The organism is Leucobacter sp. UCMA 4100 (genome assembly GCF_027853335.1).
GTDB lineage: Bacteria > Actinomycetota > Actinomycetes > Actinomycetales > Microbacteriaceae > Leucobacter_A.
The window spans coordinates 2,397,022-2,410,445 of record NZ_JAFEUS010000002.1 but is presented as its reverse complement, the minus strand read 5'-3'; the positions used below and the strand labels follow the sequence as shown (position 1 = coordinate 2,410,445).

16 protein-coding genes are annotated in these 13,424 nt (G+C 62.6%); 8 read left to right on the top strand and 8 right to left on the bottom strand.

From position 1 onward, the window contains the following. The first annotated feature begins 188 nt into the window (after positions 1–188). Positions 189–521, top strand: a complete 333-nt coding sequence (locus tag JSO19_RS11195; protein WP_270911757.1) for a GNAT family N-acetyltransferase — start codon at positions 189–191, stop codon at positions 519–521. Here the strand turns inward: JSO19_RS11195 and JSO19_RS11190 are convergent. From JSO19_RS11190 to pheS, 3 genes are all read right to left on the bottom strand, one after another. Continuing rightward, complete coding sequence (locus JSO19_RS11190; RefSeq protein ID WP_270911756.1) at positions 518–1,105, bottom strand: asparagine synthase; 588 nt, start codon at positions 1,103–1,105, stop codon at positions 518–520. The genes JSO19_RS11195 and JSO19_RS11190 overlap by 4 nt on opposite strands. Positions 1,106–1,340: 235 nt before the next feature. Beyond that, a complete protein-coding gene (pheT, locus tag JSO19_RS11185) occupies positions 1,341–3,878 on the bottom strand; it encodes a phenylalanine--tRNA ligase subunit beta (protein ID WP_270911755.1) in 2,538 nt (845 codons plus the stop codon). Next, a complete protein-coding gene (gene pheS, locus JSO19_RS11180) occupies positions 3,879–4,919 on the bottom strand; it encodes a phenylalanine--tRNA ligase subunit alpha (protein ID WP_270911754.1) in 1,041 nt (346 codons plus the stop codon). Positions 4,920–4,980: 61 nt separating this feature from the next. Between pheS and JSO19_RS11175 the strand changes: the two genes are divergently transcribed. The 4 genes from JSO19_RS11175 (at position 4,981) to JSO19_RS11160 (ending at position 8,147) form a co-directional block, all read left to right on the top strand. Beyond that, entirely contained in the window at positions 4,981–5,610 is a 630-nt protein-coding gene (locus JSO19_RS11175) for a hypothetical protein (protein ID WP_270911753.1), read from the top strand. A gap of 10 nt (positions 5,611–5,620) precedes the next feature. Further along, a complete protein-coding gene (locus JSO19_RS11170) occupies positions 5,621–6,283 on the top strand; it encodes a copper resistance CopC family protein (RefSeq protein WP_270911752.1) in 663 nt (220 codons plus the stop codon). 75 nt (positions 6,284–6,358) lie between these two features. Next, positions 6,359–6,982 (top strand): copper chaperone PCu(A)C, encoded by a 624-nt coding sequence (locus tag JSO19_RS11165; protein WP_270911751.1) that lies wholly within the window; start codon positions 6,359–6,361, stop codon positions 6,980–6,982. Further along, on the top strand, positions 6,975–8,147 hold the full coding sequence (locus JSO19_RS11160; protein WP_270911750.1) for a Dyp-type peroxidase: 1,173 nt from the start codon (positions 6,975–6,977) through the stop codon (positions 8,145–8,147). Before JSO19_RS11165 ends, JSO19_RS11160 begins: the two co-directional genes overlap by 8 nt. Positions 8,148–8,454: 307 nt before the next feature. Here the strand turns inward: JSO19_RS11160 and JSO19_RS11155 are convergent, their stop codons facing one another. From JSO19_RS11155 to infC, 4 genes are all read right to left on the bottom strand, one after another. Continuing rightward, the gene (locus JSO19_RS11155) at positions 8,455–9,261 is read right to left on the bottom strand and encodes a TrmH family RNA methyltransferase (protein WP_270911749.1); all 807 of its coding nucleotides are present in this window, start codon (positions 9,259–9,261) and stop codon (positions 8,455–8,457) included. Between the two features lie 174 nt (positions 9,262–9,435). Continuing rightward, positions 9,436–9,819: a 50S ribosomal protein L20 gene (gene rplT, locus JSO19_RS11150; protein ID WP_217134512.1), complete on the bottom strand. Its 384-nt coding sequence runs from the start codon at positions 9,817–9,819 to the stop codon at positions 9,436–9,438. A gap of 37 nt (positions 9,820–9,856) precedes the next feature. Then, positions 9,857–10,054: a 50S ribosomal protein L35 gene (gene rpmI / locus JSO19_RS11145; protein ID WP_217134510.1), complete on the bottom strand. Its 198-nt coding sequence runs from the start codon at positions 10,052–10,054 to the stop codon at positions 9,857–9,859. Between the two features lie 73 nt (positions 10,055–10,127). Then, positions 10,128–10,736 carry a translation initiation factor IF-3 gene (infC, locus tag JSO19_RS11140; protein ID WP_270912139.1) on the bottom strand — a complete coding sequence of 203 codons (609 nt, stop codon included), beginning with the start codon at positions 10,734–10,736 and terminating at the stop codon, positions 10,128–10,130. Between the two features lie 246 nt (positions 10,737–10,982). Here infC and JSO19_RS11135 point away from each other — a divergent pair, with 246 nt between their 5' ends. The 3 genes from JSO19_RS11135 to JSO19_RS11125 are packed head-to-tail and all read left to right on the top strand — an operon-like array spanning position 10,983 to position 12,448. Further along, the gene (locus JSO19_RS11135) at positions 10,983–11,366 is read left to right on the top strand and encodes a DUF1844 domain-containing protein (protein ID WP_270911748.1); all 384 of its coding nucleotides are present in this window, start codon (positions 10,983–10,985) and stop codon (positions 11,364–11,366) included. A 6-nt stretch (positions 11,367–11,372) separates the two neighbouring features. Then, a complete protein-coding gene (locus JSO19_RS11130; protein WP_270911747.1) occupies positions 11,373–12,122 on the top strand; it encodes an AzlC family ABC transporter permease in 750 nt (249 codons plus the stop codon). Continuing rightward, complete coding sequence (locus JSO19_RS11125) at positions 12,119–12,448, top strand: branched-chain amino acid transporter permease (protein ID WP_270911746.1); 330 nt, start codon at positions 12,119–12,121, stop codon at positions 12,446–12,448. The genes JSO19_RS11130 and JSO19_RS11125 overlap by 4 nt, the downstream gene beginning before the upstream one ends. Positions 12,449–12,500: 52 nt before the next feature. Here the strand turns inward: JSO19_RS11125 and JSO19_RS11120 are convergent, their stop codons facing one another. Then, positions 12,501–13,394: an SseB family protein gene (locus JSO19_RS11120; protein WP_270911745.1), complete on the bottom strand. Its 894-nt coding sequence runs from the start codon at positions 13,392–13,394 to the stop codon at positions 12,501–12,503. Positions 13,395–13,424: the final 30 nt, after the last annotated feature.

The window sequence follows — 13,424 nt, the reverse complement described above, 5'->3', positions numbered from 1 at the left end:
AATTACCTTTGCATAGGCTTCACCGGCCTGTGAGAGGGTCAGCGGTTCGGGTTCTGGCTCGGGCTCTTGGCTGCAAGCGCCGAGGGTCAGAGCAATCGCGGTAGCGCATAGTGCCACGCCAAAGCCCGCCGCGTTTCGTTTACGTCTCACCCTTACCATCACAACACGCTCCACTATATCCTGTCGGTATGACTAGGTTTGTGAACGAAGAGGCAGCGCTTGAGGCAGGCTTTCGCATCGTGCACGAAGCAGCAAACGAACGATTCGCGCTCCTTGATGAGACCGATCATGTGCGCGGAGTCGCACACTACCGCTTCTTCGATACCGACGGTGTGAACTTCGATCACACGTTCGTCGACGAAGCGCTGCGGGGCACGGGCCTCTCAGGGGTACTCGCGAGGCACGCTCTCGGCCACGATTTGGTGAGTGGCCGACCAGTCAAGGCGTCGTGTTGGTTTATGGCCGGCCTCATCCGACGTCACCCGGAGGTTCTCGCTGATGGAGCCACGTACCTCGATTAGTGGTCTTTCGACGTTGCCGACTTCCGTTTAAAGAAGCCGCCAGCCGACCCCTTTTGTGAGCGGATCAATTCTGTCAGGTCTTCGTCGATAAACTCACGAATGCGGTCGTCGCGTGCGTTCTGGTATTCGGGAGATGATCCGCCGCTGTAGTACGGGTGCGACGCCCGCTCTTTCAGCGAGTCACCGATCTCACGCCATGCGGCCTCGCGCGCCTGCTCAGCAGACCGATGCACGAACTCGTCTTGCTCTGCGAGCGAGCGAAGTTCGCGTGCGAGCCCCTCGTACACCTCTTCGCGGTGCTTGAGCGTTTTCATGTCGCGTGAGCCGTACTCGGTCTCTTGCCATGCACTGCGACCGTACTTTTTGATCTCGTCACGCACACGTGCGATGTGCTTTGCGTCACGCTCGCGCTCTTCGACCAGAGCGAAAGCCTGCTCGCGCACAAGATCATGAATCTCGTCTACCTGGTAGTCAACGTTGCGCTTCAACGCATTCATGATGATGCTGTTTTTCACACTCATGCGAATCGCGACACCGTCGACGAGAACACCCTGCTCGACAATTTCGTCAACTGGAGCGAGCACCTTCTCTGGCAGGCGTCGTGGGCGCCGCTTTGCTGAGGAAGACCCTTTTTTCGAAACCCCAAAGATTCGCGAGAACCAACCCAATGCGACACCTCCTTCTCGATCCATTATTCCCTATTCCCCAGTCTTGGGAGGGTCTATTCACAAAATGCTTCTTTCCCTGCAGGCAACGGACCGAGCATGGTGCCTGCAGGGAGCAAAACGGCCGAACACGAATGCCCGGCCGTTTCACGGTTTAGTCTTCGCGCGTGTATGCGCCAAGCTGTTGTTCGGCCGCGAGTGCGCCCTGCTTTCGGGCCTCGCTCGCTTCTTCAGCCTTCAGCGTGCGATCTGACGCCCTGAAGCGAAGCGCAAGTGTAATCGCCTTCTCGCCCTCAGGAACGCCCTGCCCGCGGAAGTCTGCGACGAGACGTGCGCTCTCGAGCAGCGGCCCCGAGCCCTCGGTCACCGCACGAAGTACCTCGCCTGCAGCGACATCGGCCGCTACCAGGAGCGTCAGGTCCTGCGTCGCCGCCGGATAGGTTGAGAGCGGGCCAACCTTGGGTTCGCGGGGTGCGTGTTCGATCATGAGACCGAGGTTGAGCTCGGCGATCGATACCCTGCCCCAGAAGTGCAGCTCGCTCACGAGTTCTGGCAGCATCTCGCCGGCAAAGCCGACCGAGACGAGGCCATCGGCCGTGTCGATGAAGAGCTCGGCGGTACGGCCCGGGTGGAAGGCCTGGTGAGCACCCTGACGCACGATGAGCGTCGTGTGCACCGAAGCGGCGAGGTGCTTTGCCGCATCGAGCGCGTCAGCCCAGTCGAACGGGCGAGCCGTTTCACCCGGCTGCTTCGGCCAAGCATTTCCTGCGAGCAGCACCGCGGCGTGTAGCGGCTGCTCAGGAATCGACGCGTTGAGCGCTGCGAGCGTCTCTGCCGAGGGGAGCGTGCCAAGCGGTGGCACCTCGTCGGTACCGAGTACCTCCTGCGGCAGGTACACCGACCCAAACTCAACCAGTGCGAGATCGGTCTCGCCACGCGAGAGGTTACGGTGTGCGGCCTGAGCGAGACCCGGCAGCAGTGACTTGCGCAGGTATGAGGCTTCGCCGTCAAGCGCATTCGCGAGACGAATCGCGTGAACGGCATCGGCGGCGGGAGCCTCTGGCGAGCCAAACACACGGTTCATCGCATCGCCAACGAACGGGTAGTTCTGCACCTCGTTCAACCCGGCGGCGGTGATGCCGTTTGCGGCCTGCCTGCGCAGCTGCTGCTCGCGGCTGAGGCCTCGGCCCGAGGGAGCCGTCGGCAGCACCGCAGGAATACGGTCGTAACCCACAATGCGGCCGACCTCTTCAATCAGGTCTTCCTTACGGGTAATGTCGGTGCGCCACGATGGTGCGGTCACGCTCAGCGTCTCGCCCTCGCGGGTCACCGCGCAGCCGATCGTCGTGAGGGCCTCGTGTACCTCGTTGTCAGAGTAGTCGGTGCCCATGAGGCCGTTGACCGCCCCGAGCGGCAAGGCAATTGCCTCGTTGCGCGCTTGAGCGACGATCGTTGAACCGACCTCGGTCGCGGTTGCGCCGCCCAGTTCGACGAGCAGGTCAACCATGCGCTGTGCGGCTGCGGGAGCAACGAGCGGATCGACTCCGCGCTCAAATCGCTTCGAAGCCTCGCTCGGCAGCTTGTGGCGGCGTGAGCTGCGCGCGATCGATACCGGATCGAAGAGCGCCGCCTCGACAAGGATGTCGGTGGTCGTTTCATCGGTCTTCGTCGATTCGCCACCCATAACGCCAGCGAGACCGATGGGCCCCGAGTCGTCGGCGATGAGCAGGTCTTCGGGGTGCAGCGTGCGCTCGGTACCGTCGAGGGTGACGAGCGTCTCACCTTGCGCGGCGCGGCGCACGGTAATGCCGCCGTTCAGCTTCGCGTAGTCGTACGCGTGAAGGGGGTTTCCGATCTCGAGCATGACGTAGTTCGAGATGTCGACCGCGAGGCCGAGCGGGCGAATGCCGGCGAGCTGCAGGCGGGCCACCATCCATGCCGGGGTCACGGCCTTGGGGTTCACGCCGCGCACGAGGCGCGTCACAAACCCGGTAGCCCCCACACGCCCACGAATTGGAGCGTCGTCAGCGATGGTGACCGAGAAGCCCGAAGCATCGGTAACAACAGGGGCCGCTGCCGGGTCACGGAAAGCAGCACCGGTCGAGTGTGAGAGCTCGCGCGCAACGCCTCGCACCGAGAACGCATAGCCGCGATCTGGCGTCACGTTGATCTCGACGGCGATGTCGTCGAGGCCAAGCAGGCTTACCACGTCGGTTCCCACTTCAGGATCGAGGCCGAACCGCGAAAGGACGATGATTCCCTCGTGGTCATCACCGAGTCCAAGCTCACGCTGCGAAGCTATCATGCCGTCAGAAACATGCCCGTAGGTCTTGCGGGCCGCGATGACGAAGTCACCGGGCAGTACCGCCCCGGGCAACGTCACAACGACTTTGTCACCGACCTCGAAGTTATGCGCTCCACACACGATGCCGCGCACGTCTTCGCCACCGTCGGCAGCGTTCGTACCCTCGGGCGCAACGCGCACCTGGCACCAGTTCACGACCTTGCCGTTCGAGTGTTCTTCGGGTTCGCGCGAGAGAACCTCGCCAACCACGACGGGTCCGGTCACATCGAAACGACGCACCGACTCCTCTTCAAAGCCCACCTTCACGAGGTCAGCGTGCAGCGTCTCGGGGGTTGCACCCTCGGCGATGTCAACGTACTCGCCGAGCCAGCTCATTGGAATTCTCATTTACACCAAACCTCCGAACTGCTGGGTGAAGCGAACATCGCCCTCAACCATGTCGCGCATGTCACTAATGTCGTTCCGAAACTGCAGGGTGCGTTCAATACCCATGCCAAAGGCAAAGCCCTGGTATTCGTCGGGGTCGATGCCTGCGGAGCGAAGGACCTGTGGATCGACCATGCCGCAACCACCCCACTCGATCCACTGTGGCCCGCCCTTTGCCGCGGGGTGCCAGATGTCGAGTTCGGCCGATGGCTCGGTGAACGGGAAGAAGTTCGGGCGAAGGCGAATCTTCGCCTCTTCGCCGAACATCTGACGCGCGAGGTGTTCGAGCGTGCCGCGCAGATGGGCCATCGTCAGGCCGCGATCGATCGCGATGCCCTCGACCTGGTGAAAGACCGGGGTGTGCGTCGCGTCGAGCTCATCGGTGCGGTACACCTGGCCCGGCGCTATCACGTATACCGGGAGGTCGCGCTCGAGCAGCGAACGAATCTGCACCGGTGAGGTGTGGGTACGCAGCAAGAGGTGGCGATCGGCCGGCTCAACAAAGAAGGTGTCTTGCATTGCCCTGGCCGGGTGGTCTGGGTCAAAGTTCAGTGCGTCAAAGTTAAACCACTCGTGTTCGAGCTCGGGGCCCTCTGCAACCTCCCACCCCATGCCGACGAAGATGTCAGCGATGCGGTCTTGCAGTTGCGCGAGCGGGTGACGACGACCGATGCGGTCGCGCACGGGCGCAGCGGTCACGTCGACGGTCTCGTCGATGAGTCGCTGGCGCGCTTCTTCTTCGCCGATAATCGCTTCGCGGGCTTTGAAAGCGCCCTCGATTTTGCCGCGTGCGATACCGAGAATCTTGCCCGTCTGGGCCTTCTCCTCTTTCGGTACCGAGCGCATTTGCGAGTTCAGCTGCGCGATAGGTGATTGCTCGCCGAGGTGCTGCTGACGTACCTGTTTGAGTTCTGACGTTGACGAGGCCTGAGCCACCGCATCGAGGGCCGCTTGGGTCGCCTCGTCTACGGCCTCAGCCTGAATAGGATTCACTTCTGACACAAGGCTATTCTACAAGGCTCTCACTCAGATCTCGGTGCACGTTGCACGTATACTGGAGAGCGTGAGTGAGGTACGCCAGAACGAACGCAAGGCACGGGTAGCCCGCGCCTTCATTGTGTCATTCTCTGCCGTTTTTGTTGCGGCGCTCTCGCACGTACTCGCAGGCGGTAATACCCCGGCGGTTATTTCATTCGCCGGCGCCACCATTTTGGCCCTGCCGCTCACCCTGTTCCTCACGAATAAACGCTTTGGCATCGCGGGCACCTTCTCGGCAATCGCTGCCGCTCAAGCCATTTTCCACTGGATTTTCGTCTATCTCGGCGTCTCGAGCGGCGGCCCCAATGAGCCGCTTCCAGCCCACGCCGAGCACTTCGGCATGGTCCAGTCGTTCGTGCCGGTCATTCCTGCACAAGCTGGCGCCGATATCGCGATGTGGCTCTCACACGGCGTTGCCGCCGTCATTACTGTCGTTCTCATTCGCCACGGTGACGTTGCCCTCACCAGGCTCGCACGGGTACTCACCCGCGTGCTCTGGCCCATGCGGCAGCTACAGGTCCCGTTTATTCCGCGTGCCATCGTTGCAAAGACGCAGTCGGTACCAGCCACGCTGCACTCAACCCGTCTCGCTTTTCACATCACCCACCGGGGCCCTCCCGAGTTGAACGGTTCTTGCACCCTTCAACTCTCTTAAGGACTCAAGCATGACGATGACTATGAAGCACCCCGCCCTCAGGCACCCGAATGACCGGGGCCTCGCAGCACGGTTGCTCTCAGTGCGCACGATGGTACTCACCGTGCTCACACTCGGGCTCATTCCCGCAATGTTCCTGTTCGGCCAGTCACAAGCCAACGCGCACGACGTGCTCGTTGACCAGACACCGCACAACGGTGAAATTCTCGACACCGCACCCGAAACCATCACGCTCTCGTACAACAACGAGCTGCTTGATGCGGGCACCGGCACGAGCATCATCACCGTCAGCGATGCCGACGGCAACGACCTCGATTTCGGGTTTCCCGAGGTCATTGGTCGAGACGCCGTGCTGACGCTCGGTGACCTCGAAGATGGCGCATACCGCGCCGTGTGGACGGTCGTTTCAAGCGATGGCCACCGCATTGCCGGAGAGTTTTTCTTCGGTGTAGGCGATGTGACGAGCGATGATCTCACCGCGCTGCAAGAGAAAACGGCCTCGGCCGGAGCCGACCAAGAAGAGAGCCAGACCGACGAGGGCGACGCTGAGAAGAGCGAAGACAACGCCTCACAGCTCTCCCCCGTCGCCATCACCGGAATGGCCATTGCCGGAGTGGGCATCGTTGTGCTCGCCGGTGTGATGTTTTGGCGCAAGAGCAAACGCTCACTCTAACTCCTATTTTTCGTTGCCACCCGCACGTGAACCGTGCGGGCCACAGGCAACACCATTTTCAAGGATGACACCTCTATGAATAAGACCTTTACAACCCGTGCCCTTACCTTCGCAGCGCTCCTCGCTCTGCCGCTCTCGCTGACCGCGTGCGCGACCGAAGCCGAAGATACCGAGAAGGCACCAGCGGCGTCGCAGCAAGACGTCGCAAAGACCGAGTCGGGCATTGAGTTCGTTGAGCCGTGGGCGAAGGCAGCCGACGGCATGAGCGGCGTGTTCGGCACGCTCAAGAACACCTCTGACGAAGAGGTCACGCTCGTGAGCGCATCGTCGCCGCGCGCAGACCTTGTCGAGCTGCACGAGACCACCATGGTTGACGGCAAGATGATCATGCGCGAGATCGACGGCGGCTTCGTGATTCCCGCGGGAGAGAGCTACGTGCTCGAGCCAGGCGAACACCACATCATGCTCATGGAGCTCGACTCAGAACTGCTCCCCGGCGAGGTTCTGCCACTCACCCTCGAGTTCTCGAACGGGGAGACCATGACGCTCGACCTTGACGTGCGCGAGTTCGCGGGCGCCGATGAAGATTACGGCGACCTCGAGCACGGTGACCACGACGAGCACGCAGATCAAGGTGACCACGGTGACCACAGCGATCAGGAGGGCCACGAGGGCCACTCAGAGGAGAGCCATGACTAGCCTCTCGAGGCGCGCTCTGCTCGGCACGACACTCGCGGGGGTCTCGGCCCCCGCGGTGATCGCTGCCTCGTCCCGCCCGCTCTTCGCGGGCGGGACGCCTGAAGAGCGATTGTTCGGCGAAGAGCTCGTGAGTGCAACAGGCCCGCACCAGGCGGGCATCACCACCGCCCCCACCGCGCACCTCAGGTACCTCGCGTTCACGCTCAAGAAGAGCACCGACGCTGCGGCGCTCGAGCGCATGTTCCGAATTCTCACGGCTGACATCGAGGCGCTCACCGAGGGCCGCTCGCCGCTCGCTGACACCGAGCCTGAGCTTGCCGAGCTTCCCGCTTTCCTGACCGTGACGGTTGGCGTTGGTCCCGATCTCGTAAAGCGTGTCCCTGGCGCAACCGTGCCAAAGTGGCTCGGCCCCCTCCCTGCCTTCGAGCATGACGAGCTGAGCCCAGACTACGAGGGCGGCGACCTCGTGCTGCAGCTCGCCTCCGATGACCCAACAAGCCTCGCTCACGCGGCCCGAATGCTGCTTAAGAGCGTGCGAACCTTCGCCGATCCGCACTGGCGTCAAGACGGCTTTCGCCGTGCCCGCGGAACCGAGCCCCAACACCGCACCATGCGTAATCTCATGGGGCAGGTCGACGGCACCACGAACCCCTCACCCGAAGACGATGACTTCGATGAACTCGTGTGGGTTGCTGATGGCTGGCTCGCAGGCGGGACCGCGATGGTCTTTCGTCGCATTCGCATGGAACTCGAGACGTGGGATCGCGTCGACCGCCGCGCCCGCGAAGAGGCGATGGGCCGCGATCTCGCGGTCGGCGCCCCGCTCACCGGCGAAGAGGAATTCGATGAGCCTGACTGGGATGCGAAAGACTCGCTCGGTTTTCACGTGATCCCGAACTACTCGCACATTCGCCGCGCGCGCTCTGAGGATCCCAAGGAGCGCATCTACCGCCGCGCCGTGAACTACGACGACGGCGACGAGCAGGGCCTCCTGTTCGTCTGCTTCCAGGCTGACCCGCTCAAGCAGTTCGTACCGATCCAAGAGCGGCTCGACGAGCTCGACATCATGAACGAGTGGATCACTCACGTCGGCTCTGCCGTCTTCGCCGTGTTGCCAGGTTGGAAACCCGGCGGCATGCTCGGCGAGACCCTGCTCAAGGCGTAGGCGCCCGCCGGGCCGGCCTCTGGTCCGGTCGATCACTGCCCCGGGTGGGGTTTCCTGCCCGGGGCAGTTTCGTGTGCGCGGGGCGTTTGCGGTTCCGGTCGCGGTCGCTCGCTCGGGGCGGTCTCGGTCTCGGTCTCGGCGCGCGTTCGCGGTCGCGGTCGGGGCGTGCGTTCGTGTTTGCGTTTTTCGCGTCTACTTGACGGAAAGCAGGGTGTTTTGCGTCTCACACCCTGCTTTCCGTCAAGTAGCGTCGAAATGAACGCGCACCGCGGCCGAGGCAGCGGAAAGCGCGGCAAGAAGCGCGCGGCTAGCTGCCCTGCCGCTGCGCGAAAGCCGTCGTGTACAGGCACACCGACGCGGCCGTCGCGAGGTTCAGCGACTCTGCGGCCCCGAAGATCGGCAGGCGCAGCGAGCGCTCGGCACGAGCGCGGTCGGCTTCGCTGAGGCCGTGCGCCTCGTTCCCGAAGACCCAGGCGACGGGGCCCGCGAGCGATTCGTCGCTCGGGCTCAGGTCGTCGCCTCGAACGTCGGCGGCGATCGTGGTGAGGCCTGCTGCGGTTGCAGCCTCGGTGGCTTCTTCGAGCGTCACACCGGTCACGACCGGGAGGTGAAAGAGTGAACCGGTCGTCGAACGTACGACCTTGGGGTTCCACGGGTCGATGCTCTCGCCGGCAAATACCACGGCGTCGGCGCCAGCAGCGTCGGCAGCGCGCAGCACCGTTCCGGCGTTACCGGGATCGCGCACCTCGTGCATGATCGCGACGAGCTTGGCGTCCTTGAGCACTGACACGAGATCAGCCTCGGCCATGCGCGCGACCGCAACGACGCCCTGCGGGGTCACGGTGTCGCTCAGCGCCGCGATCACCTGGGGCGTTGCGAGCAAGACCTCGACGCCCTGTTCCTCTGCGAGGCGCTCGATGTTCGGAAACCCCGAGCCGTCGTACCGTACGAAGACCGTCTCGGCCTCCCCCGGGCGGTGAGCGAGCAGTTCTTCAACGGCCTGCGGGCCCTCGACGAGAAACGTTCCGGTGATCACCCGCTGCTTCTTCGTGAGCAGCTGAGAGAGGCGTTTGATTCGTGGGGCTTTGGGGTTATCAAGAATGTCGTGGTTCACGCATCTACCCTAGCTGAAAGGTGACGCGTGGCCAGCGTTTCGAAACTCAGCCACCGGCGCAGGATCGCTCGCAGACGGCGCAAGGCGGCACGGGACTCGATGATCCGCCACACAAAGCACAATGCCCCGCACGAAACCGTGCGGGGCATTGTGAGAAACGTAATTCGGCGTGAGTTACGCAGCCTTCGGTGCCGAAGTGTCGGCGGGAAGAGCCTTCTTGGCAACCTCAACGAGGGCGGCGAATGCTGCCTGGTCGTTTACCGCGAGCTCTGCGAGCATGCGGCGGTCAACCTCAACACCCGCGAGGCCGAGGCCCTGGATGAAGCGGTTGTAGGTGAGGCCGTTTGCGCGAGCGCCGGCGTTGATGCGCTGAATCCAGAGACGACGGAAGTCGCCCTTCTTCTTGCGGCGGTCGTTGTAGCTGTATACGTGCGAGTGGAGCAGCTGCTCCTTCGCCTTACGGTACAGGCGTGAACGCTGGCCGCGGTATCCCGAGGCGCGTTCAAGGGTAGTGCGACGCTTCTTCTGAGCGTTGACGGCGCGTTTTACTCTTGCCATGGTGTGTTTCCTTTAAGTGTGTGGATGTCTTCGAGTGCTACTTGCGAACGAGAAGGCGCTTAGCCTGGTTCGCATCGCCCGGGGCAAGAACGGTCTCAGCGTTCAGGCGGCGCTTGCGCTTCGAAGCCTTAACCTCGAGGTTGTGGCGCATGCCTGCCTGCTGCTTCATGATCTTCCCAGTTCCGGTGACCTTGAAACGCTTCTTGGCTCCGGAGTGGGTCTTCTGCTTCGGCATCGGTTTCTCCTTGTGTTGTGTGCTCCGCGAAACTCGCGGTCACGGTGTGTGAACGGCTAGGCCGTTCAAGTCTTTACTCGGCTGAGGCTTCTTCTTGCTCGTGAGACTTGGTCTCACGGCGAGCTGCCTTCGCCTCGGCGCGACGAGCGTTCTGCTCTGCTTTTGCTTCAGATTTGTTCTTGAGCGGAGCAACCACCATCACCATGTTGCGCCCGTCAATGCGGGGCGATGACTCGACTACACCGTACTCGGCGATCTCTTCGGCAAATTTGTGAAGCAGGTCGACACCCATCTGGGGGCGCTGCTGCTCGCGGCCTCGAAACTGAATCATGGCTTTCACCTTGTCGCCCTGCGAGAGAAAACCAACGGCACGCTTCAACTTTGTTTCGTAATCATGCGTGTCGATCTTCAGACGAAAGCGAACCTCTTTAAGTACGGTGTTTGCCTGGTTGCGGCGTGATTCTTTCGCCTTCTGGGCCTGTTCGTACTTGTACTTGCCGTAGTCCATGATCTTGGCAACGGGCGGCTTTGAGTTCGGGGCAACCTCGACGAGATCGAGATCGGCTTCCTGCGCAAGGCGCAGGGCAGTACCGATCGGCACCACGCCCACCTGGTCTCCCTTGGGGCCAACCAAGCGGACTTCTGGGACGCGGATACGGTCGTTGATGCGGGTTTCGCTGATCGCGGGCTCCTTAGATCTAGTTCCGGTGGCTCCTGCAAACGCAGGTGGAAAAAATGATCCGGAGCGGCCGCGCGCGTACGCCACCACACCCACACCCTTTATGCTGTCAGAATCTGACGGAGTGCGAACAACCCGGTACCCTATAAGAGGCGCGGGTGGGAGAATCTCCTCTTCCATCTCGGCAGGAACGCCGAGAGCCTCCACTACTTTAGCAGAAACCCGCCGAAGAACCAACCAAAGGAAGTTATGAGCGATCAGCAGGTTCCCGATTCCACGACGGTAGATCAGGATTCATACGAAGAGAGCGTGGCCGACGCCACACGCGACATTGCCGACGTTGCCGCCGTCGAGGTCATCACGACCGCTGCGGTTCACCTGCTGAGCGCCGCAGCGGTCAAGTGCGGCCTCGCAGACGACCCAGAGAACCAGACTGACCTTGCCGAAGCGCGCAAGCTCATCACCTCGCTCGCCGGGCTCATCACCGCGGCCGCCCCCGAGATCAGCGACTCGCACGCGCGCAGCCTGCGCGACGGCCTGCGCTCGGTTCAGCTGGCATTCCGCGAGGCCTCACCGATTCCCGACGCCGTTGGCCAGGGCCCCGGCGAGAAGTGGACCGGCCCGGTCTACTAACCCGTCTTGTCACTCACCGATGCTCCCGAGACCCGCCCCGAACAGATCAGGGCGGGTCTTCGTGATTCCCTCTCGGTCGGCCTCGGCATCTTCCCGCTCGGCATCGGCCTCGGTTTTCTCGTCATACAGTCGGCGTTGCCCTGGTGGGTGGCCCCCGCGCTCTCGATCGGCATCTTCGCCGGTTCGGTCGAGTTTCTCATGGTCGGCCTGCTCGCGGCAGGCGCTTCCCTCGCGACGATCGCGGTGACCGTTTTTGCCGTGAACTTTCGGCACGTCTTCTACGCCTTCTCCTTTCCCGTGCACCTCACGAAACCGGGCATCGGCCGCGCCTACTCGGTGTACGCCATGATTGACGAGGCGTACGCTACGGCGGTTATGGTGCCCGCCTCGCAGAATTCAGGCCCGCGACTACTCTCAATGCAGATCGCCTGCCACAGCTACTGGGTTGGCGGATCGCTGCTTGGCGTGTGGCTCGCGAGCGCCCTGCCCCAAACGCTCGAGGGCTTCGAATTTGCCCTCGTTGCGCTCTTCACCGTCATGACGCTCGACGCGTTTCGTGGCAAGCGCGAGCTCACCTCAACGCTGCTCGCGGGCGTCTCAGTCGCTTTTGCGCTCGTCGCAGCGCCAGGTAGCGCGATGATCGTTGCTCTCTCAGTCTTCTTTGTCCTGCTTACCGCACGCTATCTCCTGCTGCGTCGCGGCGGCCTGCCGAGGACGAGTGAAGACAACGAGTCGAACGATGGGAGTGACCAATGACGCAAACGATCTACTTCATCGTGGCAATCGCCATCGCAGGCGCCATCACAGTACTGCTGCGGGCTCTCCCCTTCGCGATTCTCTCGAAGCTTCGCAAGGCGACCTTCGTAAAAAAACTTGGGCAGTGGATGCCCGTGGGCATCATGCTCATTCTCGCCGCGGTCACCTTTTTCGGTGAGCTCACGGCCCGCCCGGCAACGTGGTGGATCACGGTCGCGAGTCTCGCGGTCACCATCGCCGTGCACTACCTGACGAAGCGCAAGACCATGTGGAGCGTGCTCGTTGGCACTGCGTGCTACGTGACGTTGCTCGCGTTCTTCGGCTAACGACGCGAGATACCCGCCACCGAGCGCCCGTGATCTGTGCCAAGCCCCAGGCTTAGGCGCTGTGCAGTTTCACACCGATCGCATCGACCGAGTGCGCGATGCGCTCGTCTGCGGCCCAGCGTTCTTGGAGCCTGCCGAGCAGTTCCTGCAGTGCCTGCTGGTCAAGACCTGGCTCGAGCACGAGCCCCACCGAGGTTTCTGGCCCTCGCAAACGGCCCGCGGGATCGCCTGGTGCGAGCACAACGTGACGAACGTGAGGCTCGTCGGTGACCGACGCGGCAAACGCCTCCTGCACCTCGGGGTCTGCCCACGAAGGCAGTACCGCTGTGCCGAGGGCGAAGGCTTCGAGCAGTGGCCGCCTGACGGCAAATTCGGTTGCTTCTTGGCCCGGGTCGATGATGACGAGGTCGGTTTCTTCTTGGGCTGCAGCAAGCGCGACCTGGGCACCGGGAACGGGAATGGGCCTGCTCTCAGCGTTCCACGCTTGCATCGCGGCAACCGAGGTGAACACCGGCATGGCGCCGCGTCCGTCGGGGGCTTTCACGGTCACGATCGAAAGCTCCTGCGATTTCTCGACGACCTTGCCCTCTGGCGTCAGGCCGAAATCGCCCGCCTCCGTAATGAGTGGAACGAGAAAACGTTCTCCCGAGCACACGGCGACAACGTTGGCGTGCGCCTCAGCCAATGTTGCCAAGAGGCTGGCCTGCTTTTCAGCGTCACCCTCTTCGGCAAGCTGTGCGACGCAGTCACGCACCGCGGCGATCGCGTTGCTCACTGCCCCCGGGGTTTCACCCGTGTCATCGGCAAACGCGGTGCCATGGTGGTCGAAGGTTCGCCCTTCCCAGGTGAACCCGGCCGAATCGTGTGCGCCGCCCGGAACGAGGCTCTCGGGAACACCGGTTGACCTCGGCATATCGCCCGTCGAGGGCAGCTTCTTGATCGCCATGCTATTGCTCTCTGTATGCCTTTCTCTCCG

Bases quoted from the DNA above. Each gene is read 5' to 3' on its own strand.
- JSO19_RS11195 (WP_270911757.1), top strand. From the start codon at position 189: ATGACTAGGTTTGTGAACGAAGAGGCAGCGCTTGAGGCAGGCTTTCGC.
- pheT (WP_270911755.1), bottom strand. From the start codon at position 3,878: ATGAGAATTCCAATGAGCTGGCTCGGCGAGTACGTTGACATCGCCGAG.
- JSO19_RS11170 (WP_270911752.1), top strand. From the start codon at position 5,621: ATGACGATGACTATGAAGCACCCCGCCCTCAGGCACCCGAATGACCGG.
- JSO19_RS11165 (WP_270911751.1), top strand. From the start codon at position 6,359: ATGAATAAGACCTTTACAACCCGTGCCCTTACCTTCGCAGCGCTCCTC.
- JSO19_RS11160 (WP_270911750.1), top strand. From the start codon at position 6,975: ATGACTAGCCTCTCGAGGCGCGCTCTGCTCGGCACGACACTCGCGGGG.
- rplT (WP_217134512.1), bottom strand. From the start codon at position 9,819: ATGGCAAGAGTAAAACGCGCCGTCAACGCTCAGAAGAAGCGTCGCACT.
- rpmI (WP_217134510.1), bottom strand. From the start codon at position 10,054: ATGCCGAAGCAGAAGACCCACTCCGGAGCCAAGAAGCGTTTCAAGGTC.
- JSO19_RS11135 (WP_270911748.1), top strand. From the start codon at position 10,983: ATGAGCGATCAGCAGGTTCCCGATTCCACGACGGTAGATCAGGATTCA.
- JSO19_RS11125 (WP_270911746.1), top strand. From the start codon at position 12,119: ATGACGCAAACGATCTACTTCATCGTGGCAATCGCCATCGCAGGCGCC.
- JSO19_RS11120 (WP_270911745.1), bottom strand. From the start codon at position 13,394: ATGGCGATCAAGAAGCTGCCCTCGACGGGCGATATGCCGAGGTCAACC.